23 protein-coding genes are annotated in these 22,906 nt (G+C 71.8%); 12 read left to right on the top strand and 11 right to left on the bottom strand.

Annotated elements, in window-relative coordinates; genetic code table 11:
- Positions 1-9: 9 nt before the first annotated feature.
- From RWE79_RS06725 to RWE79_RS06710, 4 genes are all read left to right on the top strand, one after another.
- Entirely contained in the window at positions 10-903 is an 894-nt protein-coding gene (locus RWE79_RS06725) for a TauD/TfdA dioxygenase family protein (protein ID WP_475939089.1), read from the top strand.
- Positions 904-1,042: 139 nt separating this feature from the next.
- Positions 1,043-1,879, top strand: coding sequence for a signal peptidase I (gene lepB / locus RWE79_RS06720; RefSeq protein ID WP_475939088.1), 837 nt, complete (start codon positions 1,043-1,045; stop codon positions 1,877-1,879).
- A 12-nt stretch (positions 1,880-1,891) separates the two neighbouring features.
- A complete protein-coding gene (locus tag RWE79_RS06715) occupies positions 1,892-3,112 on the top strand; it encodes a methyltransferase (protein ID WP_475939087.1) in 1,221 nt (406 codons plus the stop codon).
- 90 nt (positions 3,113-3,202) lie between these two features.
- The gene (locus RWE79_RS06710; RefSeq protein WP_475945642.1) at positions 3,203-5,767 is read left to right on the top strand and encodes a SpoIIE family protein phosphatase; all 2,565 of its coding nucleotides are present in this window, start codon (positions 3,203-3,205) and stop codon (positions 5,765-5,767) included.
- A 26-nt stretch (positions 5,768-5,793) separates the two neighbouring features.
- Here the strand turns inward: RWE79_RS06710 and RWE79_RS06705 are convergent, their stop codons facing one another.
- The 5 genes from RWE79_RS06705 to RWE79_RS06685 form a co-directional block, all read right to left on the bottom strand.
- Complete coding sequence (locus RWE79_RS06705) at positions 5,794-6,096, bottom strand: YkvA family protein (protein ID WP_475939086.1); 303 nt, start codon at positions 6,094-6,096, stop codon at positions 5,794-5,796.
- 8 nt (positions 6,097-6,104) lie between these two features.
- On the bottom strand, positions 6,105-6,503 hold the full coding sequence (locus tag RWE79_RS06700; RefSeq protein ID WP_475939085.1) for a PTS-dependent dihydroxyacetone kinase phosphotransferase subunit DhaM: 399 nt from the start codon (positions 6,501-6,503) through the stop codon (positions 6,105-6,107).
- Positions 6,500-7,150 carry a dihydroxyacetone kinase subunit DhaL gene (gene dhaL / locus RWE79_RS06695; RefSeq protein ID WP_475945640.1) on the bottom strand — a complete coding sequence of 217 codons (651 nt, stop codon included), beginning with the start codon at positions 7,148-7,150 and terminating at the stop codon, positions 6,500-6,502. The genes RWE79_RS06700 and dhaL overlap by 4 nt, the downstream gene beginning before the upstream one ends.
- A gap of 52 nt (positions 7,151-7,202) precedes the next feature.
- Positions 7,203-8,195: a dihydroxyacetone kinase subunit DhaK gene (gene dhaK, locus RWE79_RS06690; RefSeq protein WP_475939084.1), complete on the bottom strand. Its 993-nt coding sequence runs from the start codon at positions 8,193-8,195 to the stop codon at positions 7,203-7,205.
- A 357-nt stretch (positions 8,196-8,552) separates the two neighbouring features.
- On the bottom strand, positions 8,553-9,125 hold the full coding sequence (locus RWE79_RS06685) for an ester cyclase (protein WP_475939083.1): 573 nt from the start codon (positions 9,123-9,125) through the stop codon (positions 8,553-8,555).
- A gap of 112 nt (positions 9,126-9,237) precedes the next feature.
- Between RWE79_RS06685 and RWE79_RS06680 the strand changes: the two genes are divergently transcribed.
- Together RWE79_RS06680 and RWE79_RS06675 are read left to right on the top strand one after the other, a co-directional pair.
- The gene (locus RWE79_RS06680; protein WP_475939082.1) at positions 9,238-9,849 is read left to right on the top strand and encodes a TetR/AcrR family transcriptional regulator; all 612 of its coding nucleotides are present in this window, start codon (positions 9,238-9,240) and stop codon (positions 9,847-9,849) included.
- 162 nt (positions 9,850-10,011) lie between these two features.
- Entirely contained in the window at positions 10,012-10,188 is a 177-nt protein-coding gene (locus tag RWE79_RS06675; RefSeq protein ID WP_475939081.1) for a hypothetical protein, read from the top strand.
- A 123-nt stretch (positions 10,189-10,311) separates the two neighbouring features.
- Here the strand turns inward: RWE79_RS06675 and RWE79_RS06670 are convergent, their stop codons facing one another.
- Positions 10,312-11,235: a LysR family transcriptional regulator gene (locus RWE79_RS06670; protein WP_475939080.1), complete on the bottom strand. Its 924-nt coding sequence runs from the start codon at positions 11,233-11,235 to the stop codon at positions 10,312-10,314.
- Positions 11,236-11,472: 237 nt separating this feature from the next.
- Between RWE79_RS06670 and RWE79_RS06665 the strand changes: the two genes are divergently transcribed.
- From RWE79_RS06665 to RWE79_RS06655, 3 genes are all read left to right on the top strand, one after another.
- Complete coding sequence (locus RWE79_RS06665) at positions 11,473-11,775, top strand: muconolactone Delta-isomerase family protein (protein WP_475939079.1); 303 nt, start codon at positions 11,473-11,475, stop codon at positions 11,773-11,775.
- 130 nt (positions 11,776-11,905) lie between these two features.
- Positions 11,906-13,099, top strand: a complete 1,194-nt coding sequence (locus tag RWE79_RS06660; RefSeq protein WP_475939078.1) for a YbfB/YjiJ family MFS transporter — start codon at positions 11,906-11,908, stop codon at positions 13,097-13,099.
- 87 nt (positions 13,100-13,186) lie between these two features.
- Positions 13,187-13,807 (top strand): TetR family transcriptional regulator, encoded by a 621-nt coding sequence (locus tag RWE79_RS06655; RefSeq protein WP_475939077.1) that lies wholly within the window; start codon positions 13,187-13,189, stop codon positions 13,805-13,807.
- A 7-nt stretch (positions 13,808-13,814) separates the two neighbouring features.
- Here RWE79_RS06655 and RWE79_RS06650 read toward each other — a convergent pair whose 3' ends face one another.
- The 5 genes from RWE79_RS06650 to RWE79_RS06630 all read right to left on the bottom strand — a co-directional run bounded on the left by RWE79_RS06650 (position 13,815) and on the right by RWE79_RS06630 (position 18,272).
- On the bottom strand, positions 13,815-14,378 hold the full coding sequence (locus RWE79_RS06650) for a CGNR zinc finger domain-containing protein (RefSeq protein ID WP_475939076.1): 564 nt from the start codon (positions 14,376-14,378) through the stop codon (positions 13,815-13,817).
- Positions 14,379-14,456: 78 nt separating this feature from the next.
- Positions 14,457-15,170, bottom strand: a complete 714-nt coding sequence (locus RWE79_RS06645) for an SDR family NAD(P)-dependent oxidoreductase (protein WP_475939075.1) — start codon at positions 15,168-15,170, stop codon at positions 14,457-14,459.
- 25 nt (positions 15,171-15,195) lie between these two features.
- Complete coding sequence (locus RWE79_RS06640) at positions 15,196-16,173, bottom strand: DUF4331 family protein (RefSeq protein ID WP_475939074.1); 978 nt, start codon at positions 16,171-16,173, stop codon at positions 15,196-15,198.
- Positions 16,174-16,355: 182 nt separating this feature from the next.
- On the bottom strand, positions 16,356-17,363 hold the full coding sequence (locus tag RWE79_RS06635) for a D-cysteine desulfhydrase family protein (protein ID WP_475939073.1): 1,008 nt from the start codon (positions 17,361-17,363) through the stop codon (positions 16,356-16,358).
- A 195-nt stretch (positions 17,364-17,558) separates the two neighbouring features.
- A complete protein-coding gene (locus RWE79_RS06630) occupies positions 17,559-18,272 on the bottom strand; it encodes an SDR family NAD(P)-dependent oxidoreductase (protein WP_475939072.1) in 714 nt (237 codons plus the stop codon).
- Positions 18,273-18,552: 280 nt separating this feature from the next.
- On the opposite strand from RWE79_RS06630, the gene RWE79_RS06625 reads away from it, so the two are divergent.
- From RWE79_RS06625 to RWE79_RS06615, 3 genes are all read left to right on the top strand, one after another.
- Complete coding sequence (locus RWE79_RS06625; protein WP_475939071.1) at positions 18,553-19,158, top strand: GOLPH3/VPS74 family protein; 606 nt, start codon at positions 18,553-18,555, stop codon at positions 19,156-19,158.
- Between the two features lie 148 nt (positions 19,159-19,306).
- The gene (gene pgm, locus RWE79_RS06620; protein ID WP_475945638.1) at positions 19,307-20,950 is read left to right on the top strand and encodes a phosphoglucomutase (alpha-D-glucose-1,6-bisphosphate-dependent); all 1,644 of its coding nucleotides are present in this window, start codon (positions 19,307-19,309) and stop codon (positions 20,948-20,950) included.
- Positions 20,951-21,013: 63 nt separating this feature from the next.
- Positions 21,014-22,609 (top strand): IS1182 family transposase, encoded by a 1,596-nt coding sequence (locus RWE79_RS06615; RefSeq protein ID WP_475939070.1) that lies wholly within the window; start codon positions 21,014-21,016, stop codon positions 22,607-22,609.
- The last annotated feature ends 297 nt before the right edge of the window (positions 22,610-22,906 follow it).

Below are 22,906 nucleotides of genomic sequence, written 5' to 3'. Positions count from 1 at the left end.
ACCGTGCCCATGTCCGGGATCGAAATCCGTAAGGTCACCGCGAGGATCGGCGCCCAGGTGTCCGGCGTCGACCTCGCCGAACCCCTCGACGACAAGACCGTGACCACCCTGCGCACCGCGCTCAACGAGCACAAGGCCCTGGTCTTCGACGCCGTCGGCCTGGACGACGAGGGACAGCAGACGTTCGCCCGCCGGTTCGGCGAACTCACCACCGCCCACCCGACCGTGTCCGCCGTCGACGGCGCCCCCAACGTGCTGCCCGTCGACAGCGAGCGCGGCCGGGCCGCCAACCACTGGCACACCGACGTCACCTTCGTGCTCAACCCTCCGCAGGCCAGCACCCTGCGCAGCATCACGATCCCGCCGTACGGCGGCGAGACGCTGATCGCCAACTCGGCGGCCGCCTACCGCGACCTGCCCGAACCCCTCCGGGCGCTCGCCGACACCCTGTGGGCCGAGCACACCAACGACTACGACTACGCGGTGCCCGACGAGGCCATCGACGAGGAACAGGCCCGCCAGCGCGCCCAGTTCACCTCCATCAAGTACCGCACCGTCCACCCGGTGGTCCGGGTCCATCCGCTGACCGGTGAGCGCGGACTGTTCATCGGCGGCTTCGCCCAGCGGATCGTGGGCCTGTCGGTCGGCGAGTCCCGCAAGCTCCTCGACCTGTTCCAGTCGTACGTCACCCGCCCCGAGAACATCCTGCGGTGGCGCTGGTCCCCGAACCAGCTCGTCCTGTTCGACAACCGGATCACCCAGCACTACGCCATCGACAACTACGACGGCCTGCCGCGCCGGCTGCACCGCGTGACGGTCGCCGGCGATGTGCCGGTCGGGATCGAGGAGAAGGAGAGCTACTCCATCGCGGGGGACGCCTCGCACTACACCACGGTCGCGTAGCCCGCCGGGCACGCGGGGAGCGGATCCTCAAGTTCCGTACCCCGCGTGCCCGGACGAGGTGCCACCGGGTCCGGCCCGCCGCGATCCTCGGGATAGGGTCGCGGAACTGCGGGGGCATGACCTGGACTGAGGAGTGGGCGTGGGGGATCTGGCGGTCGGCGCACGGTCGGGAGAGGACGAACCGCAGGCCCCACCGGCACCAGGGCCCGCGAAGCAGCGCTCCTTCTGGAAGGAACTGCCGCTTCTCCTCGGCATCGCCCTGGTCCTCTCGCTGCTCATCAAGACCTTCCTGGTGCAGGCCTTCTCGATCCCCTCCGGCTCGATGATGAACACCCTGCAGGTGGGCGACCGGGTCCTGGTGGACAAGCTGACGCCCTGGTTCGGCGCGGAGCCCGAGCGGGGCGAGGTCGTGGTCTTCCACGACCCGGACCAGTGGCTCAGGGGCGAGCCGACCCCCCGGCAGAACACCGTGCAGACGGTGCTGAGCTTCATCGGCCTCATGCCGTCCGCCCAGGAGAAGGACCTGATCAAGCGGGTGGTGGCGGTCGCCGGTGACACGGTCGAGTGCCGGGGCGAGAAGCCCCTCAAGGTCAACGGCAAGGCCCTCGACGAGCCCTATGTCTTCGCCGGCAACACGCCGTGCAGCCTCGACGGCGGCGGTCAGTTCAAGGTGACCGTGCCCAAGGACCGGATCTGGGTCATGGGCGACCACCGCCAGGCCTCGGGGGACTCCCGCTACAACCGGGGCGACAAGTACGACGGCTTCGTGCCGGTCGACTCGGTCGTCGGCCGCGCCGTCGTCGTCGCCTGGCCCCCGGGCCGCTGGGCCACCCTGCCCGTCCCCGGCACCTTCGACCAGTCGGGCCTCGACGCCGCGGCGACCGGCGCCGCACCCGGTGCCCTGGCCCTCGTGGGTGCCGTGCCGCCGGTGCTGCTGCGCAGGCGGGCGCGGCGGCGGGCGGGGCGGCTGGGCTAGCCTGAGGGCACGATGAACCGTTTGACGACGTCAACGGGTGTGTTCGAGCTCACCCGCTATCCCGAGGACCCCCGTGACAGGCTGCGCGCCTGGGACGCCGCCGACGAGTATCTGCTGCGGCACCTGGAGTCCGAACAGGTGGAGCTGTCGGGCACCGTGGTCGTGGTGGGCGACCGCTGGGGCGCCCTGACCACCGCGCTGGCCGGCCACCACCCCGTACAGATCACCGACTCCTACCTCACCCAGCGGGCGACCCTGGCCAACCTCCGGCGCAACGCCGAGCCGGACGCGGAGCCGGACCCGGAGCCCGACCCGGAGCCCGACGCGGAGCCGGACGCGGAGCCCGGTCCGGGGGCCGGCACGGACGCGGTACGGCTGCTGTCGGCCCGCGACACGCCGCCGGAGCGGATCGATGTGCTGCTGGTCAGGGTGCCGAAGAGCCTGGCGCTGCTGGAGGACCAGCTGCACCGCCTGGCGCCGGCCGTCCACCCGGGCACCGTGGTGGTCGGCACCGGCATGGTCAAGGAGATCCACACCTCGACGATCAAGCTGTTCGAGCGGATCCTCGGCCCGACCCGGACCTCGCTGGCCGACCGCAAGGCGCGGCTGATCCACTGCTCGCCCGATGCGCGGCTCGCCCGCAACGGCAGCCCGTGGCCGCTCAGCTACACCCTGCCCGGCGGAGTCGGAGCGGTCTCGGGGCGTACGGTGACCAATCACGCGGGCATCTTCTGCGCCGAGCGCCTCGACATCGGCACCCGCTTCTTCCTGGCCCATCTGCCGCAGCGCCGGGGCCTGGAGCGCGTGGTGGACCTGGGCTGCGGCAACGGCGTGGTCGGTACGGCCGCCGCGCTGGACAACCCGCAGGCCGAGCTGGTCTTCGTCGACGAGTCCTACCAGGCCGTCGCCTCCGCGGAGGCCACCTTCCGTACCAACGCCGGGCCCGGCGCGAAGGCCGAGTTCCTGGTCGGGGACGGCCTGTCCGGGATCCCGGCCGACTCGGTGGACCTGGTCCTCAACAACCCGCCGTTCCACACCCACCAGACCACCGGTGACGCGACCGCGTGGCGTATGTTCACCGGTTCGCGCGAAGCCCTGCGGGCCGGCGGCGAGCTGTGGGTCATCGGCAACCGCCACCTCGGCTACCACCTGAAACTCCGCCGCCTCTTCGGCGAATGCGAGATCGTCGCCGCCGATCCGAAGTTCGTCATCCTGCGGGCCGTCAAGCACTGACGAGCGGCGATATCGCCCCAACCCTGACAGAGTGGAAGCAATCGGCAACGAAGGGGCGCGAGTCAGCGGGACGGAGCGGACGCCGTGCGGATGAACAGCGGCTGGAGTGGCGAGGAGACCGGTGCCGTCACGCTGCCGCTCGACGCCCACGGGCGGGTGCTGCGCTGGCCCCCCGCCGCCGAACGGCTGCTCGGCCACGACGCCGGGGCCGTCCTCGGGCAGCCCGCCGCCGACCTGCTGGCCTCGGACGACGCAGCCGGCCGCGCCGGCCTCGCCGCCCGGGCCCGGGCCGAGGGCAGCTGGGCCGGCCTGGTCACGGCCCGCCACCGGGACGGCCGTACGGTGCCGGTGGAGATCCGCGTCGTGGCTCTGTCCGGGGAGCCGGGCGGCACGTACTGGCTGGTGCTGGCCGAGGACGTGGCACTGAGCCCGCTGTGGGGGATGAGCCCGGTCGTGCTGGAACGGATGGTGACCCGTTCCCCGGTCGGCCAGGCCGTCGTCGACACCGAACTGCGCTGCGTGTGGTCCAACGCCGCGATGGAGCGCTTCGGCGGCGGGACGGCCGAGGAACGGCGCGGCCGGCGGCTGCGGGAGATCCAGCCGGGTCTGAAGGCCGACATGGTGGAGGCCCAGATGCGCCAGGTCCTGGAGACCGGGGTGCCCGTCACGGACTACGAGCACCTCGGGCGCCCCCGGTCGGCTCCGGACCAGGAGCAGGCCCACTCGATGTCCTTCGTCCGGCTGGAGGACGACAACGGTCACCCCCTGGGTGTGTGCTACTCGGTCGTGGACATCACCGACCGCTATCGCGCCCGGCACCGGCTGTCCCTGCTCGACCGGGCCAGCGAGCGGATCGGCCGCAGCCTGGACATCGGCGCCACGGCGCGCGAACTCGCCGAGGTGGCGGTGCCCGATCTCGCCGACTTCGTCGTGGTCGAGCTGCTGGAGTCCGTGGTCAAGGGCTGCGAGCCGCCGTCCGGACCGGTCACCGGTGCCCCGGCCCGGCTGCGGCGGGCCGGGATGCGGTCGCTGCGGGAGGGCTGTCCCCAGCCGGCCTACCGCGTCGGTGAGACCCCCGTGTACCAGGAGTCCTCGCCACCGCTGCGCTGTCTGGCCGAGGGCCGCTCCTGGCTGGTCACCCGGCTCGACCCGCGCGATCTGGAATGGGGCAGCGCACAGCCCGCAGGACGGGCCGAGCGCTTCGGGACGCTGGGCCTGCACACCGCGATGGTGGTCCCGATCCGCGCCCGGGGCGCCACGCTCGGTGTCACGCTGTTCTACCGCACCGAGCGCGACGAGCCGTTCGACGTGGACGATCTGCGGCTGGCCGAGGAGTTCGTGGCCCGGGCGGCCGTCTGCATCGACAACGCCCGCCGCTACACCCGGGAACGCGACGCCGCCCTGGTGCTCCAGCGCAGCCTGCTGCCGCACGGCATCCCGCAGCAGGACGCGGTGGAGGTGGCCTCCTGCTACCGCCCCGCCGACCAGCTGATCGGTGTCGGCGGCGACTGGTTCGACGTGATCCCGCTGCCGGGCGCCCGGGTCGCCCTGGTGGTGGGCGAGGTGGTGGGCCACGGGATCGAGGCGGCCGCCACGATGGGGCAACTGCGCACGGCCGTACGGACGCTGGCGGACCTGGACCTGCCGCCCGAGGAACTGCTCGCCCATCTGGACGACCTGGTCAGTCAGGTGGTCCGGGAGGCCCGGGCCGACGGGGCCGGCGGGGTTGACGGGGCAGGTGGGCTTGATGGTGCCGAACGTGCTGGTGGTGCCGAGTGGGCGCACGACACCGGGCGCGTCCGGCCCGAGCGCGAACTCGGCATCGGCGCCCCTGGATCCAGTTGTTTGTATGCAGTCTACGATCCGGTGAGCCAGATCTGCGTCATGGCCAGCGCCGGCCATCCGCCGCCCGCGATCGTCGCCCCCGGCGACGGCCGGGTCTACTTCCCCGCCCTGCCCGTCGGTCCGGCGCTCGGCGTCGGCGGACTGCCGTTCGAGTCCCTCGAACTGGGCATCGAGGAGGGCACCCTGCTGGCCCTCTACACCGACGGCCTCGTCGCGGGCACCGAGAGCGCCCGCGACACCCTGCGCCACTATCTGGAGTCCCGGGACCTGTCCCTGGACCGGATGTGCACCCGCGCCGTCGACGAACTGGCCCCCCGCCGCCCCTTCGACGACGCCGCCCTGCTGCTGGCCAGGACCCGCAGCCTGGACGCCGGGCAGGTCGCCTCCTGGGACCTGCCCGCCGACCCGGCCGTCGTCGCCCGCTCCCGCGAGATGGCCGCCGGCCAGCTGGGCACCTGGGGTCTGGACGGCGAACTGGCCTTCACCACCGAACTCGTCGTCAGCGAACTGGTCACCAACGCCATCCGGCACGCATCCGGGCCGATCGGACTACGGCTGATCCTCGAACGCACCCTGATCTGCGAGGTCTCGGACGCCAGCAGTACGTCACCGCACCTGCGCCACGCCCGTGCGAGCGACGAGGGCGGCCGTGGCCTGTTCCTGGTCTCCCAGTTCGCGCAGCGCTGGGGCACCCGCCACACCGCCGACGGCAAGATCATCTGGGCCGAGCAGGACCTCGCCCCGGGCCCCGCCGGGCCCCTGCCCGACGCCGGGCCCCTGCCCGACGCCGGGCCCCTGCCCGACGGCTAGCCCGGTGACCGCGTCGTGGACACCCCTCAGCGACCGGTCAGCGTTCGGACGCCGGCCCGGGCCGCCGCCTTGTCCAGGGAGCGCAGGGCCAGCAGCAGGAAGCCGATGTCGTCGATGAGGATGGGATCGGGCAGCAGGTCGACCGGGCACACCAGATAGATCACCGCCGCCCAGAACGCCAGCTTGCCCTGTGCCGGGATCCCGGCGTCCGTGAGGAGTCGCCGGGTGCGGACCAGCCGCAGATACAACCGCGCGGTGACCACCAGCGTCACCAGTGCCACCACCGCGCCCACCCCGGTCAGCAGCCAGATCCAGCCCTGTTCGTCCATGCCCTCGATCACACCTTGCGGTAGGAGTAGGCGTCCCCGGCGGCGGCTGCCACCGCGTCCAGTCCGGCACCGGCGGACGCGGTGACCACGGCCGCCACGGCGCCCTCGACGAAGGGGGCGTCGATCAGCCGGGTGTCGGACGGCAGTTCGTCCTCGTCGGACAGCAGGGCCTTGACGGTCAGCACGGCACTGCCCAGATCGGCCAGCACCGCCACCCCGTCGCCCCGGTCCACGGCTCGGGCGGCCTTGACTATGGCCTCGGCGTCCGTGCCGAGGCCGCCGTCCGGGGTGCCCCCGGCGGCCGCGACCGGTGCCGGCTCACCGCTGCCGGCCAGCCCCGTGGCCAGTTGCGCGACGGCCTCGGCGACCGCCGCGCTGTGCGAGACCAGCACCACGCCGACCGTCATGAGCCGCCTCCCGCCGCGGGCTCCCGCGCCGTCTCGGCCAGCACCCCGACCAGCAGTGCCGACGAGGTCGCCCCGGGATCCTGGTGGCCGATGCTGCGCTCGCCCAGATAGCTCGCCCGGCCCTTGCGGGCCTGCAGCGGTACGGTCGCCAGCGCGCCCTCGTCCGCCGCCATTCGCGCCGCGGCCAGCGCGTCGACCAGCCCGGCGCCCTTGTCCAGAGCGAAGGACAGCGCCTCCACGGCCGGTACCAGCGCGTCCAGCATCGTCTTGTCGCCGGGTGCGGCGCCGCCCAGCTGGGCGACCCCGTCGACCCCGGCCTTCAGGGCGTCCCGCAGCTGCTCCGGGGTGGCCCGCGGCTTGTCGCCGAGCGCCTTGCCGGCCTTGCGCAGCAGCGTCCCGTACAGCGGTCCCGAGGCACCGCCGACGGTGCTGATGAGCTGCCGCCCGGTCTGTACGAGGACGTCCCCGGGGGTCTCCGGCGGCTCCTTCTCGATGGCGGTGCGCGCGGCGGTGAAGCCCCGGCGCAGATTGCTGCCGTGGTCGGCGTCGCCGATGGGGGAGTCGAGTTCGGTCAGCCGCGGGGCCTCACGGTCGATCACGGCGGCCGCGGCCGTGAGCCAGCGGCGGAAGAACGCCGCGTCGACCACCGGACCGGGTGACGGTTGTTCACTCATGGACGTCATCTCCTCCTGCCTTGTGTCAGGCGCCCCAGCGCAGTCCGGCCGTGACGACCGGCGCGTCCCACAGGCGGAGCAGTTCCTCGTCCACCTGGCAGAGCGTCACCGACGCCCCGGCCATGTCGAGCGAGGTCACGTAGTTGCCCACCAGAGTCCGGGCCACCGCGACGTCACGCAGGGCGAGGACCCGGTGCACCTCGGCGGCGAAGCCGTACAGCTCCAGCAGGGGCGTCGCGCCCATGCCGTTCACCAGGACCAGCACCGGCAGCTGCGGCCGCAGGTCCTCCAGCACCGCGTCCACCGCCACCTCGGCGATCTCCCCGGCCGTCATCATCGGCCGCCGCTCCCGGCCGGGCTCGCCGTGGATGCCGATCCCCAGCTCCAGCTCCCCGGCCGGCAGATCGAAGGTCGGGCTGCCCTTGGCCGGGGTGCTGCACGCGCTCAGGGCCACCCCGAAGCTGCGCGACGCCTCGTTCACCTTCCGCGCGACCGCCGCGACCTGCTCCAGCGGCGCGCCCTCCTCGGCGGCGGCGCCTGCGATCTTCTCCACGAACAGGGTGCCGCCGGTGCCGCGCCGGCCCGCCGTGAAGAGGCTGTCGGTCACCGCGACATCGTCGTTGACCAGCACCTTGGCGATCCGGATGCCCTCGTCCTCGGCCAGCTCGGCGGCCATGTCGAAGTTCAGGACGTCGCCGGTGTAGTTCTTCACCACGAACAGCACGCCGGCCCCGCTGTCCACGGCGGCGGCGGCCCGGGCCATCTGGTCCGGTACGGGAGAGGTGAACACCTCTCCCGGACAGGCCGCGTCCAGCATCCCGCGCCCCACGAAACCCCCGTGCAGCGGCTCGTGCCCGGAGCCGCCGCCCGACACGAGGCCGACCTTCCCGGCGACCGGCGCGTCCCTGCGCACGACCACCCGGTTCTCCACGTCCACGGTGAGTTCCGGATGGGCGACAGCCATGCCGCGCAGTGCGTCGGCCACCACGGTTTCCGGAACGTTGATGAGCATCCTCATGGGTTCCTCCTGGTGAGACCTACAGTTTAGCCTCTGGCCGGGTTTTTGCCTGGTCAGAGCGGGTGAGGCTGGTTTCTGACCATGGCCTTCCACGTGGTCCTGGAGCGAGGGCCGACGGGGTCGGTGCCGGCCCGTCGCCGACTGTGCTGACGGGTCGTCACATCTGGATGGGTGGCGTGCGGATCGGCGGTCGGAGGAACCTTCTCCCGGCAGTATCGGCGTTGAACGGACGCAGGTCACGTGTACCGACGTTCTTGGGTGAGCGCGGTACGCGTACCTCCTCGACTCCTGCCCCGTCCGCGGGCAATCAGCGGGGGCGTGCCGGGTTGCCCCGCGGACGGGTCGCCGCGCAGGGGCTCAGCGGTCCGGGTGCGCCGGGTCGCGGAGCAGGGCGGCCGCTTCGGCTGCCCGCGTCGTGACCTGGGCGGCCGCGCGAGCGGCCCGGCCGGTCACCCGCCAGGTGACCATGCGCAGCGCGGTGGCCGGGGCCGGGGGAAAGACGCCGAGCTGGCCGAGCATGGTGATGTCGTCGCGTACCGCCTCGTGCCTGATCACCTTGCCGTCGCGCAGGTCGAGCAGGTGTATCTGCTCGAAGTCGATTGCGCGTCCGGTGGGAGGGATGGCCTGGTCGAGGGCGCCGTCCTTGAAGCGTACGAACGGGCCGGTGTGCTGCCCCTGCATGCGCAGCCGCACCCAGATCCGGTCGTCGTCGCGGGCGATGCCGAGGACGGGGAACCGCAGGTCGCTGAAGGCCGACCGCATCCACGCGCCCGAGGCCAGAACGCCCGCGGGGCCGGGGATCGAGCAGGCCGGGGGTGACACGGCCGCCTCGCGGTTGTGGAAGTCCTCGCCCACCACGTCGGCGGCCAGGGCGGGATCTCCTGTCTCAAGTACCTGGAAGAGCCCGTGGGCCAGTTCCGTGGTGTCCATTCCCATGGTGTCCGTCGCTTTCGCTCGCTGTGATCCGTTGACTCGCATATCAAGGTTACACACAGCCTAATGAATACCTGGACCATGTGATCATGTCGGTTAAGATGGTGTCATGTCGTCCAAGCGCGCCTATGTCTCCCCCTTGCGTGAGCAGGCAGCCGCGCAGACCCGCGCGCTGATCCTCCGGCGGGCGGCCGAACTGTTCGCCGACCGCGGCTATGGGCGGGTGACCGTCGCGGACATCGCGTCGGCGGCCGGTGTCGCGTCGAAGACCGTCTTCGCGAGCGTCGGCAGCAAGGCCGACATCCTGGACCGGATCGTCGACCAGGGTGTGGGTGCGTCCGGTTACGAGCAGGCCATGCGGCAGGTTCTCGCCCTGCGGACACCGGAGGCGGTGCTGCGAGCGCTGGCGCGCGGCACGCGGGCGGGCAACGAGGGGCAGTTCACGGTGCACGAGGTGCTGCGTAAGGCGCTGCCCGTCCATGAGCACGGCGAGGTGCTGTGGGAACGCGCCACCGCGGCCTACCGGGACGCGCTGCGCACCGCCGCCGGCCATCTGCACACCCTGACGCCACAGCCCCGGTGCTCCGAGGAGGAGACGGCGGACCTCCTGTGGTTCTGGTTCGGCCCGACGGGCTGGCGCACGCTGGTCGTGGAGAACGGCTGGTCGTGGGACCGCGCCGAGGACTTCCTCTGCCGCACCGCGGTCGCCACTCTTCGCTGAGCCTCTTTCCCGTCGGGAACCGCCGCCCGCCCCCGCCTCCTTTGCGTCACCCCCTTGACGGGTGACGCACTGGTTTGCGAGCATCGTCACCAGTTGAACAGGTGACGATCCTTCGGTGGGACGTCTGCCGGTTCACGGCAGGCTGACGCGAAAGAGGACGAGATGCCGTACGAAGCGAAGACCCCGGATTCCGTCGAGGCGGCGCGCCGTGCTCGATTCGGCAAGCTGCCGGACCGCATCCGCCTGGCGGACACGGTGGAGGAGAAGCCGGCCACGGTCCCGGATCCGGCGCGAGACGCGTACAACCACGACGAGTGGCTCGTGCGTACGTGTCTGTGAGAGAAGGACTCTTGTGACGATGTCGAGGATTCTCAGAATCCTGTCCGCGATGGTGGCCGTGGTCGTCATTTCCCTCGGCTGTTTCCTGCAGGTCTTCTGACCGGGTGCGGCCCGCCGCGCCGCCTACCGCTTGTACGGGTCGCCGTCGGGCAGCCAGGCGTCCGGGGCCCGGGTTCCGAGGTCGCCGACGCCCTCGGTGAGGGTGTCGACGACGGCGAGGACCGCGGCGCGATTTTCGCCGCTGCGCCAGACCAGGGACCAGGTCCAGTAGACCTGGGGCGTGATCACGGGACGCTGGACCAGGTCCGGCGGCAGCGGTGTGGTCTGGCCCTTGGGGGAGTTGAGGACCGGACGGCGGCTGCGGCGGACGTGGTCGAAGAACGCGGGCCCGGTGATGCCGCCGTCGGAGACGCGCAGTGCGCGAGCCCCGGTGTCACGGGCCAGTTGCTCGGCGTAGACGTTCCACGACGACCAGGAGGTGGTGTCGTCGTCGAGCAGGACCACGGTGTCCTGGGCGCGGACCTCGCCGGGGTCGCTGCCGGTGGTGACCGCGTAGAGCCGGTCGGCGCCGATGAGCCGGGCCCGCAGGCCGTGCCGTTCCAGGTCCTCGGTCCGTACCCAGCACACGGCCAGGTCGAGGCTGCCGTCGGCGACCCGCGCGGCCTGGGTGTGGGAGGGCGCGATCCACGCGTCGATGTGCAGTTGGGCCACCGCGGAGGTGCGGGCGGTCAGGTCGGCGGGGAGCCAGTTGACGTAGCCGAGCCGGACCGGCTCCGATCCGGACAGCCGGCCGGCGCGGCGCCGGAGGTCGTCGGCCCGCTCCAGCAGGGCGCGGGTGTGCGGCAGCAGGGCCGTACCGGCCGCGGTGAGGGAGACGGACCGGCGGTCGCGATCGAACAGTCGCACGCCGAGGTCGCGTTCGAGCGCCTTGATCTGCTGTGACAGGGAGGGTCCGGCGATCAGCAGGCGCTCGGCGGCCCGGCCGAAGTTCAGTTCCTCGGCGACCGCGAGGAAGTACCGCAGTTGGCGCAGCTCCACGCTTGTCATGGTACGTCGCTGGGAGGCGGCGCCTACCAGCAGGGAGAAGGCCGGTCGTGGCGTCCGCCCCGGCGGCGGGCGCAGGATGAGGGCGTGGGAACCCGGCGGCCGGTCACCGTGCGGCTGTTCGGCCGAGTGCGGCGTGGAGCCCGCCGGTCTCCTCGACCGCCGCTGGTTCGCCACGCCCGGGGGCGCGGACCGGTGGTGGGGGTTCACTCCCCGCCCGACACCCAACGGAGAAGCACCATGCGAGACTTCCTGGTCGAGATCACCACCACCATCCCCGAGGGCACCGACCCGGCCGAGGTGGACCGGCGCCGTGCCGCCGAAGCGGTCCGGGCCGCGGAACTGGCCGCCACCGGCCACCTGTTCCGGCTGTGGCGCCCCGTCGGCGAACTGCGCAGCATCGGCGTCTGGCGCGCCGCTGACGAGGACGAGCTTCACGAGCAGGTGCTCGGCACTCTGCCGCTGCGCTCATGGATGACGGTCACCGTCACCCCGCTCGTGTCCCACCCCAACGATCCGGGCAAGGCCGACACCACCGCGTGACCGCGCCATACGCCGGCGCACCTCGCCGCCGCCGTATCCCGCCGCCTCCGGCTCCCCGCCTCCCGGCTCCCCGCTCCCCGCCTCCCCGCGCCACGACGCGGTCGCGGCGGTACCTCACAAGGACCTGGTCATGAGCGCAGTACTCCTGCGACGTTCCCCGGCCCGGTCGGGCGGCCCGCCGCGCTCGCCGTGGGCCCACGTCGCCCAGGCCGCGGCGGCGCTGGCGGCCGGTATGGGCGTCGGCCGTTTCGTCTACACGCCGATCCTTCCGCTGATGCACGCTCAGGCGGGTCTGTCCGCCGGGGCCGGCGCGAACCTGGCCACCGCCAACTACGCCGGCTACCTGGCCGGCGCCCTCGCCGGCATCCTGCTTCCCGCGCTGGTCCGCTCACCCGGGGTCCTGCGCGGCTCCCTGACCGTGCTGACCGGCACGCTCGTGGCGATGCCCTTCACGCACAGCACCGCGGTGTGGATCGGACTGAGGATGACGGCCGGTGCGGCCAGCGCCCTGATCTTCGTGATCGCCGTCAGTTCCCTGCTCGGCCACCTGCGCGACCACCCCGCCCACCTGCCCGGCTGGGCCTTCGGCGGAGTCGGCGCGGGCATCGCGCTGTCCGGCCTGCTGGTCCTCGTGCTGCGCTCGGTCGCCGACTGGCAGGCCGCCTGGTGGGGCTCCGCCGGCCTCGCCGCGGTCCTCACCGCCGTCTCGTGGCACCTGCGCGTCGAACAGCCGCCGGCACCGGCCGCGGACCCGGCCGCCGTGACTCCGGCGCGCGCTCCGCGTACGTACCGCTGGTTCCGCGCGCTGTTCGCCGCATACGCCCTGGAAGGTGTCGGCTACATCGTCGCCGGGACCTTTCTGGTCGCCGCTGTCGAACAGACCTCCCCGGGGTGGATCGGCGGCGGCGCCTGGGTGCTGGTCGGCCTGGCGGCCGTGCCGTCCTCGGCGCTGTGGGCCTGGCTGGGGCGCCGCTGGTCCCGGCCCGACCTGCTGTTCGCCGCGCTCGTGATCCAGGCGGCCGGCATCGCGCTGCCCGCTCTGGCCGGAGGGGTGACGGCCGCCCTGATCTCCGCTTTCCTGTTCGGCGCGACGTTCCCCGGGATCAGTACCATCGCCCTGGCCACAGGGGTCCACCTGCGGTTTCCCCGCTCGGTGGCGTTGCTGACCGCCGGATACTCCGTCGGCCAGATCCTGGGGCCGCTGGTCGTCACCCCGTTGCTGCGGCACGGCTACCAGCAGGCGCTGATCCTGGCCGCGCTCGTGGTCCTTGCCGCCGCTCTGGCCGCCGCGCTCCTCCGGATCGGGTTCAGCGCTCTTCGCTGACCCGGGAGACGTGGAAGTGGCGAATCCCGTCGGGACTGCAGCGGACCGGTCGACTATAAAGTAGTCGATCGGTCGTATACTTTAGGCATGGGACGTACCAGTACCGCCAGGGAGAAGATCCTCAACGCCGCGCGGTCGCTCATCGCGCTGCGGGGCTACTCCGCATTGGGCACCGCGGAGATCTGTCAGGTCGCGGGCGTGCCGAAGGGGAGCTTCTACTACTTCTTCGAGTCGAAGGAGGCGCTCGCCCTCGCTGTTCTCGACGAGCATTGGGCCACCCAGCGCCGGGACTGGACCCGCGTCCTGAGCGGTGACGCCGAGCCGCTCCAGCGGCTGCGGCAGCTCTTCGAGGAGACCGAGGCCGGCCAGCGTGCCGGGCAGCGAAGCTGCGGCACCGTCGCAGGGTGCATGTTCGGGAACCTGACCCTGGAGATGAGCAACCAGACCGAAGACATCCGGGCCCGCCTGCAGCGGATCTTCGACGCGCAGGTCGGCATGGTCGAAGCGGTCGTCGTCGAAGCCCGGGAGCGCGGTGAGGTGGATGTGAGCGACCCCCGCGAGGCCGCCGCCTCCGTCGTCGCGCAGCTTGAGGGCCAGGTGCTCTTCGCCAAGCTCTACAACGACACCCAGCGCCTCAACGCCCTCTGGACGAACTGCCTCGCCATCCTCGGCGCACGTATGCCCGAGGGGGTGCCGGCGGCGGGCTGAGTTCCGGTCAACGGGAGACGGGTGCTCGCGCCTCCTTCCTGCGGGCGCGGTAGGCCGCGGCCTTGAGCTTGTTGCCGCACGACTCCATGCCGCACCACTGCCGGCGCATCCCTCGCGACCGGTCGATGTGGACGCGGGTGCATTCGGGATTGCCGCACTCCTTGAGCAGCGGTACGTCCGGTCCGCTCAGGACCTCGACGGCAAGCCGCGCCACGGTGGACAGGGCTTCCTCCGGTGTCGCGTCCGTCCACCGTCCCGTGGCGGTGAGCTGCGGCGTCGCGGGCGGCTTCCGGGCCGCGGCGTTCACCACGGCGAGGGACTCGTCGCCGTAGCCCTTCCCGAGGCGCCGGGCGGTGACCAGCTCGTAGACGGCCTCCCGTACCGCCACCGCCTGCTCGACATCGGCCTTCTGGCCGGGGGAGAGGGCGTCGACGACTCCGGACGCCCGATACCGGGCGTCCAGCCGGTCCGGCGACGCGAACATCTCGAACCGCAGTGAGCGGCGGGCGCGGAGCGTCGCGGCGAAGTCGAGAGCCGGGTTTCCGCACACGAAGACATGGTCCAGATTCACGTCACCATTTTGACAGGTGATATCAGCCTGTGCCTAGATCGTCACTGGTCGGACGGGTGACGAGGTGAGGCCCGTTCCTCAGTGGCCGGCGCTCTGGCCGCCGTCGACGTGCAGGATCTCGCCGGTGACGAACGGGGCGTTCTCCAGATAGACGACCGCCTCGACGATGTCTCTGATCTCGCCCGCCCGGCCGAGCGGGTGCAGGGCGCCGAGTGCGTCGTGCTGCTCCTCGGGGTGCATCGGCGTCTTGATGACGCCGAGTGAGACGGCGTTGCTGCGGATGCCCCGGGCGGCGTACTCGATGGCCAGCGCCTTGGTCGCGGACTGCAGACCGCCCTTGGTCAGCGAGGCCAGCAATGAGGGGACCGTGGAGTCGGCGTGATCGACCAGGCTGGTCGTGATCTGGACGACGTGGCCGCCGCCCTGGTGGAGCATCTGCTCGACCGACAGCTGGGTGACGCGGAAGAAGCCGCTCAGGTTGACGCCGGTAACCGCGTCGTAGTCCTCCTGCGTGTACTCGGTGAACGGTTTGCCGACGAAGACACCGGCATTGTTGACCAGCGTGTCGATACGGCCGAAGCGCTCGCGGCCGGCCGCGATGAGCCGCTCCGCGGTGGCGGGGACGGATATGTCGCCCTGGACGGTGAGGATGTCCGGGTCCTGCGAGGGGGTGATCGTGCGCGAGGTCGCGACGACCGCGTAGCCGAGCTTGCGATAGGCCTCGACCAGACCGGCACCGATGCCCTGTGACGCACCGGTGATGACGGCGACCTTCTGACCGGTGGTGCTCATGGATTCCCTTTCGCTGTTCGATCGGTCAACTGGGCGGGCCGAGGTACGGGAACCCGGCCAGGAGATCGTCGTGCGGTGACAGGCCCCCGCTGGTGGCCTGCCCATGGGTCAGGAAGGCGATCCGGGCCGTGAAGACGTCGTCGGCGAGGGCGCGGCCGTTGGGATACGCGGCCGGCCGGGCGCGGTCGTAGCGCAGGATGTCGGGGAGCACGCTCCCGGCAGCCGCCGTCGCCTCGTCGGGCGGGTAGCCGTTCTTCTGGAGGATCTCCGACCACGGCCGGAGGTAGTGCGCCACGTCGTCGGCCGGATGCCCGGCGTTGTACTCGTCCTTGGCGTAGTCCGGGTTGATGAACGGATTGATCGTCGGATGTCCGCCGCGGTCCACCTGGACGAGCCGGCCGTCGCGACGCACGCTGACCGTGGCCCAGACCCCGATCTCCGGACCGGTGCCCAGCATCCCGCCCGGAACCTCCAGCACGATCGACTGGATCTTCCGGTCCGCGAACGCGTCCTGCCCGGTCCACTCGAACCCGTGGAGGGCGCCTTCGGCGTCGGCGAAGAAGGGATCGCTCCGCACGCCGAGAAACAGCCGGCACGGGCCGGCCGGGACCGGCCCGGCCGTGCCGTCGAACCCGACCGGAGCGGAGGCGACGAGCACCTCGCCGGAGGGCTCCGGCTCCCGGGCGGCGCTGCCCGTGGCGTAGTAAGCGGTGCCGGTCTGCGCACCGTTCACGGGCTCCGAGAACACGAACGAGAAGGCGGCGTCGGCCTGGGTGTCCCCGTCGTTGTCGATGTTGATCCGGTACACCGCGTCCGGGTGGAACTCCGGCTTCATCAGGAAGGGCGGATTGGCGCTCAGGCCTGACGTGAACGGGTTCGCGTCCATGATCACCACGGTCTTGTCCGGGTCGTCAGGCGACTGGAAGACATAGAGGTCGGTGAGGTCAAGCCGCGCGTCGTCACCCGGGAATTTCAGATAGGCAGCGCTGAAATGGTTGGACACGGCAACTCCTCGGGATGCGCTCAGGGGGAATGGCCTGCCCGGCACGACCCCGGTGTGCGTGACTCCCCGGCACCCGGGCACCTCCAGGCCTGTCGCTCCTATCCTAGCTTGTGCCGATTTGCCCCCGCATGGTCATGCTCCTCGGCGCACCGCGACCACGAAGGCGTGCCAAGGAGAAACGGTTACCTGGTCTCGTAGGACCGCAGGGCGCTGACGGAGCGGTTCACGGTCTCCATGTGCCCGAACAGGCCCGGCAGCCCGCCGGTGTGAAGGAACACGGTGCGCCGGGCCGGGCGGATACCGCCGTCCCGGACCGCGGCGATCAGGCCGGCCATGGCCCGCCCGCTGTAGACCGGGTCGAGGACGATGCCCTCGGTGACCGCGGCCGTTCGCATCGCCTCCAGGACCGGTTCGTGCAGCACCGCGTATCCCGCGCCCACCTGGTCGGTGCGGATCCGCAGCGACTCGGGGGTGACGCCACGGCCCATGAGCGCGCCCGCCAGGCCGGCCACGGTGCCGGCCGGATCCGCCACCGCCCCGCAGTGAACGCCGAGGACGCGCCGCTCCCCGAGTGCGCCGATCAGCCCGGCCATGGTGCCGCCGGAACCGAGCGCGACCACGACCTGGTCCACGTCGGGCAGTTGGGAGAGCAGTTCCTCGCCGCAGTCCACGTAGCCCCGCGCCCCGAGGGGACTTGATCCCCCGAAGGGGATCGCGTACGGGCGCGCTCCGTCGCGGCGCAGTCGCCGGCAGACCTCGTCGGCGACGTCGGCCATCGCGCTGGGGGCGCTGTCCCCGGCCCAGAAGACCCTGGCTCCGAAGAGGCTGTCGAGAACGAGGTTGCCGGAGCCGTCCGTCGCGCTGTCGGGGGTGCCGGGGAAGACGAGTACGACGTCGAGTCCCAGGCGGGCGCCGGCGGCCGCGGTGAGGCGGGCGTGGTTGCTCTGTGCGGCGCCGGTGGTGACAAGTGTGTCCGCGCCTTCCGCGAGGGCGGCGCCGACGGTCCATTCCAGTTTGCGGACCTTGTTGCCGCCGCCTCCGAGGCCGATGAGGTCGTCCCGCTTGATCCAGAGGTCGTCCTCGCCCAGCCCCAGCGCCGCCGCCAGACGGGGCATGGGCTCCAGCGGCGTGGGCCACGTCGACAGGACGGTCCTGCCACCGTCCGAAGGCCGCTTCTCTTCCCGCGTCATGTCACTCTCTCCTGCTCGAACGTCCACCGGCGGCGGCCCCGCAGGCGCGCCGCCGCCCGGACGGCCGGCCCGGGAGCGCGGCGCTTGTGGCCGGCCGAGTACGGAGTCACCGTTCGCCGGCCGGCCTTGCCCTCATCATCTGCCCGCGATCATCGCCCGCGCCGGGGCCGACGCCACGAGTGGCTTGTCGCCCGGTCAGTGGCCGGCGCTCTGGCCGCCGTCGACGTGGAGGATCTCGCCGGTGACGAACTGGGCGTTCTCCAGGTAGATCACCGCGTCGGCGATGTCGCTCTGCTCGCCCATCCGGCCGACCGGATGCAGGCCGGCGAGCGCCTCGTGCGTCTCCTCGGGGTGCATGGGCGTCTTGATGATGCCCGGCGAGACGGCGTTGGCGCGGATGCCGCGGGTGGCGTACTCGATGGCAAGGGACTTGGTGGCCGACTGCAGGCCGCCCTTGGTCAACGAGGCCAGCACGGAAGGCACGTTGGAGTTGGCGTTGTCGACCAGGCTGGTGGTGATGTTGACGATGTGGCCCCCGCCCTGGGCGAGCATGTGCTCCAGGGCCAGCTGTGTGATGCGGAAGAAGCCGGCGAGGTTCACACCGGTCGCGGTGGCGTAGTCGTCCTGGGTGTACTCGGTGAAGGGCTTGGCGATGAAGACGCCCGCGTTGTTGACCAGGGTGTCGATACGGCCGAACCGCTCGACGCCGGCGGCGATCACGCGCTCGGCGGTGGCGGGGTCGGCGATGTCCCCCTGGATGGTCAGGACACCGGCGTCCTGGGAGGGGGCGATCGTGCGCGAGGTGGCGACGACGGCGTAGCCGAGCTTGCGGTAGGCGTCGACCAGTCCGGCGCCGAGACCCTGCGACGCGCCGGTGATGACTGCGACCTTCTGGCCTTCAGAACTCATGGTGACCTTCTCCGTAATGAGGTGAGGATGGTTCGGCCGATCACTAGCTGACCGGTCGACTATTTGGAAGGTAGTGGGTCCGCCGGGCGGAGTCAAAGGCCGGTGGGGCAGGTGCCAGGACCTGCTTCCTCCCAGCTGGGAGGCGTGTCCTCCCAGCGCAGGTGGGCGCATTCCGACGGAGCCGTGGCGCGAAACCGGATAAACTCCGACTGCCCGTCCGGGGTCACGCGTCGCCGTCCTGGGCACGCGTCGCCGCCCTCCCTCTGTCATGGAGCCACGCATGACCACATCGCGGGACCTGATGATCGTCGCGCTGGACGCGGAGGCCGGCCGTCCCGTGGAGCAGGGCGACCTCTCGCTCGCCCTGGCCGGAGCCGAACTGATCGACCTCGTCGAGGTCGAGGCCCTCACCCTGGACGGCGACCGGATCGTCCCCGGCGCGCAGCCGTCCACGGACGATTCGCTGTTGGCCGAGGCCGCGTCCTCGCTCGTCCGGGAGGCGCCGTACGAGTCGGTGGAGGACCGGCTGTGGCGCCGGGGCCGCGAGCTGTCCGCGGCGTACTTCGCCGCGCTGGAGGCGGAGGGGCAGGTCACCCGGCAGCGCCCCCGCTGGCTTCCCCTCCGGGACCCTCGTCCGGTGCTGGCCGACTCGGCTGCCAGGCGCCACGCGGCCGACCGCTGGGCGTCGCGCGAGCCCGTTCTCACCGTTCTCGCGGCTGCCGCGGGGCTCCAGGAGGAACCCGCCGACGACTTCGAGAGCCTCACCGACGACAGGATCGTGACCGTACTGGCCGCGGTGAAGGACGCGACGATGGAACTGGAAGCCGTACGGCAGCGCCGAGCCATCGAAGACGCGGCCTTTGACAACGTCTGGCGAGGCCAGTGACGGCGCGTCGGCCGCCCGCGGGCCTGGATTCCCGGGCAGGCGCCCCGCCGGACGCCTGAGCCGGTGCGGGGCCGCGTCATGATCGGCGCGATGCATGATGGCCCTGGTGGCGGGCACGACGGGTACGACGGACAACGAGGAGACGTATATGGCGCACGAACGGGCCGGACAGCAGGCGCGGCCTGAGGATCTCATCGACGTGGCCCGGCTGGTGACCGCGTACTACTCGCTGCACCCGGACCCGGCGGAGCCGGGCCAGCGGGTGGCCTTCGGCACCAGCGGGCACCGGGGCTCCTCGCTCGGTACGGCCTTCAACGAGGACCACATCGCCGCGACGAGCCAGGCCATCTGCGACTACCGGTCCGCGCGGGGCACGGACGGGCCGCTCTTCCTGGGCGCCGACACCCACGCCCTGTCCGAGCCGGCCCGGGTGACCGCGCTGGAGGTGTTCGCGGCCAACGAGGTGACCGTGCTCATCGACAGCGCGGACGGTTACACCCCGACGCCGGCCGTCTCGCACGCGATCCTCACGTACAACCGCGGCCGCACCGCCGGTTTCGCGGACGGCGTGGTGGTCACCCCCTCCCACAACCCGCCCGCCGACGGCGGCTTCAAGTACAACCCGCCCAACGGCGGCCCCGCCGCGTCCGACGCCACGGGCTGGATCCAGGACCGGGCCAACGAGCTGATCACGGCCGGGCTGACGGGCGTCCGGCGGATTCCCTATGCCCGGGCGCTGGCCGCGCCGACCACCGGCCGCTACGACTTCACCACCCGTTACGTGGACGACCTGCCCGCCGTCCTGGACCTGGACGCCGTCCGTTCGGCGGGGGTACGGATCGGGGCGGATCCGCTGGGCGGGGCCTCGGTGGCCTACTGGGGGCGGATCGCCGAGCGGCACCGGCTGGACCTGACGGTCGTCAATCCGCTGGCCGACCCGACCTGGCGGTTCATGACGCTGGACTGGGACGGGAAGATCCGGATGGACTGCTCGTCGCCGTACGCGATGGCCTCGCTGATCGGGCGGCGTGACGCCTTCCAGATCGCGACCGGCAACGACGCGGACGCCGACCGGCACGGCATCGTCACCCCGGACGCGGGGCTGATGAACCCCAACCACTACCTCGCGGTCGCCATTTCGTACCTCTTCGCCCACCGCGAGGGCTGGCCCTCGGGGGCCGGCATCGGCAAGACGCTGGTGTCGTCCAGCATGATCGACCGGGTGGCGGGGGAGCTGGGCCGCAAGCTGGTGGAGGTGCCGGTCGGCTTCAAGTGGTTCGTGGACGGGCTGCTGGACGGCTCGCTGGGCTTCGGAGGTGAGGAGTCGGCGGGAGCGTCGTTCCTGCGCAGGGACGGTTCGGTGTGGACCACCGACAAGGACGGCATCGTCCTGGCCCTGCTGGCCTCCGAGATCATCGCGGTGACCGGTCGCTCGCCGTCCGAGCACTACGCCGGCCTCACCGAGCGCTTCGGTGAGCCCGCCTACGCCCGGATCGACGCCCCCGCCGACCGCGAGCAGAAGGCCGTGCTGGCCCGGCTCACCCCGGCGCAGGTGGCGGCGGACGAGCTGGCGGGCGAGCGGGTCACCGCCGTGCTGACCGAGGCGCCCGGCAACGGTGCGGCCATCGGTGGCTTGAAGGTCCAGACCGAGAACGCCTGGTTCGCGGCCCGGCCGTCGGGCACGGAGGACGTGTACAAGATCTACGCCGAGTCGTTCCGGGGCGCCGATCATCTGGCGGTCGTCCAGGAGGAGGCCAGGGCCGTGGTCGCGTCGGCGCTGGGCTCGGCCTAGAAGACTGCTGAAAATCTCATGTTCTGGCCCCGGCTCGGTGGAGTCGGGGCCAGTCTTGTAGGCATGCAGGGTGAGTGGGCCGGGGAGATGGTCGGGCCGGATGTGTGGGAGACGTGCCGGGAGTTGATCCCGGTGGGGAGTGTGTTCGCGTTCCTGGCCGAGCATCGTGAGGTGCTGTTCCCGCCGGGGATGTTCGCGGACATGTATCCGTCGTCCAATGGCCGTCCGAGTCTGCCGCCGCAGGTGCTGGCCGCGACGGTGGTGCTGCAGAGCCTGCAGAGCCTGCAGGGGCTGTCGGACTTCGAGACGGTCCAGGAACTGCGGTGTGACCTGCGGTGGAAGGCGGCTTGCGGGCTCGGGCTGTACGACACCGCGTTCGATCCGTCGCTGCTGACGTACTTCCGGCGCCGCTTGCGTCATTCGGCCGATCCGATGCGGATCTTCACCAAGGTCAGGGAAGTCGTGGCCGCGACCGGCGTGCTCAAGGGCAAACAGCGGCGCGCGCTGGACTCCACCGTGCTCGATGACGCGGTGGCCACCCAGGACACCGTCACCCAGATCATCTCCGCGATCCGCCGGGTGATCCGCGAGGTCCCCGGCGCCGACGAGGTGGCCGCGGGGCACTGCCGGGCACACGACTACACCGACCCGGGCAAGCCGAGGATCGCCTGGGACGACGAGAGGGCCCGCGCCGCGCTGGTCGACGCGCTGGTCACCGACGCCCTCAACCTGCTCGGGCACCTGCCCGAGCAGAACCTGGGGGAGAAGGCGGCGAACGCGGTCGGCCTGCTGGCCCTGGTCGCCGGGCAGGACGTGGAACCCGCCGAGGACTCCGACGGACGCGACGGGCGCTGGCGCATCGCCAAGCGCACGGTGGCGGACCGGACGGTGTCCACCGTTGACCCCGACGCGCGGCACATCCACAAAAACCGCACCCGTCACCAGGACGGCTTCAAAGGGCATGCGTCCTTCGAGCCGGAGACCGGGCTGTTCACCGCCGTCGCCCTGACCAGCGGCTACGGCCCCGACAACCACGAGGCCGCCGTCGCCGCCGGTCTGCTGGCCGACGAGGAAGAGGGCGCGGAGTTAACCGTGCTCGGCGATTCCGCCTACGGCACCGGCGACCTGCGCGCGCAACTGCAGGCCGACGGCCACACCCTGGTGATCAAGCCGCCGCCGTTGCGGCAGGCAGTCCCCGGCGGGTTCACCGTCGACGACTTCCGTATCGGCCTGACCGCAGGCACCGCGACCTGCCCGGCCGGAAACACCGCCAACCTCGGCCAGATCAAACCCGACGGCGCCCGCACCGCCCAGTTCAAGGGTGTGTGCGCCGACTGCCCGCTGCGGACGCGTTGCACCACCTCCAAGACCGGACGCACCCTCAACGTCCACCCCCAGTACGAACTGCTGGCCGCCGCCCGGGCCCAGGCCGCCACCGACCCCGTCTGGAAGGACGAATACCGCCGATGGCGGCCACCCGTCGAACGCGCCATCGCCTGGCTCGTCGCCAAGGGCAACCGCCGGGTTCCCTACCGCGGCGTCATCGCCAACAACATCTGGCTCCACCACCGCGCCGCCGCCCTCAACCTCCGCCGACTGATCAACCTGGGACTCACCCGGACGAGCAACACCTGGCATCTCACCCCAGCCACCGCATAGCAAAAGGGCCGCCCGGCCTGCGGCCGGACAGCCCCTCGACAAGATTTTCAGCAGTCTTCTAGGCAGGGGCCGGGGCGGTGCGGCCGGCCCGGCGGGGCCCGGCCCGGTGGGGCCCGGCCCGGTGGGGGTGCGGTCCGGTGGGGGTGCGGTCCGGGGCCTGCGGGCCGGGGGTCCTGGACCGACATATTTACGTGCGTGGCGGGTCCGTACGTCGAGTTGCCCGGCATGTCGCACACAAATATGCGGAGCGTCCAGGACCCCCACCCTCCGGCCCCGGCCCTCGCGTCACCGTCAACG

The organism is Streptomyces sp. RLA131, from assembly GCF_056270125.1.
The sequence above is the reverse complement of the archived record's forward strand: the minus strand, read 5'-3'. Positions and strand labels throughout refer to the sequence as shown.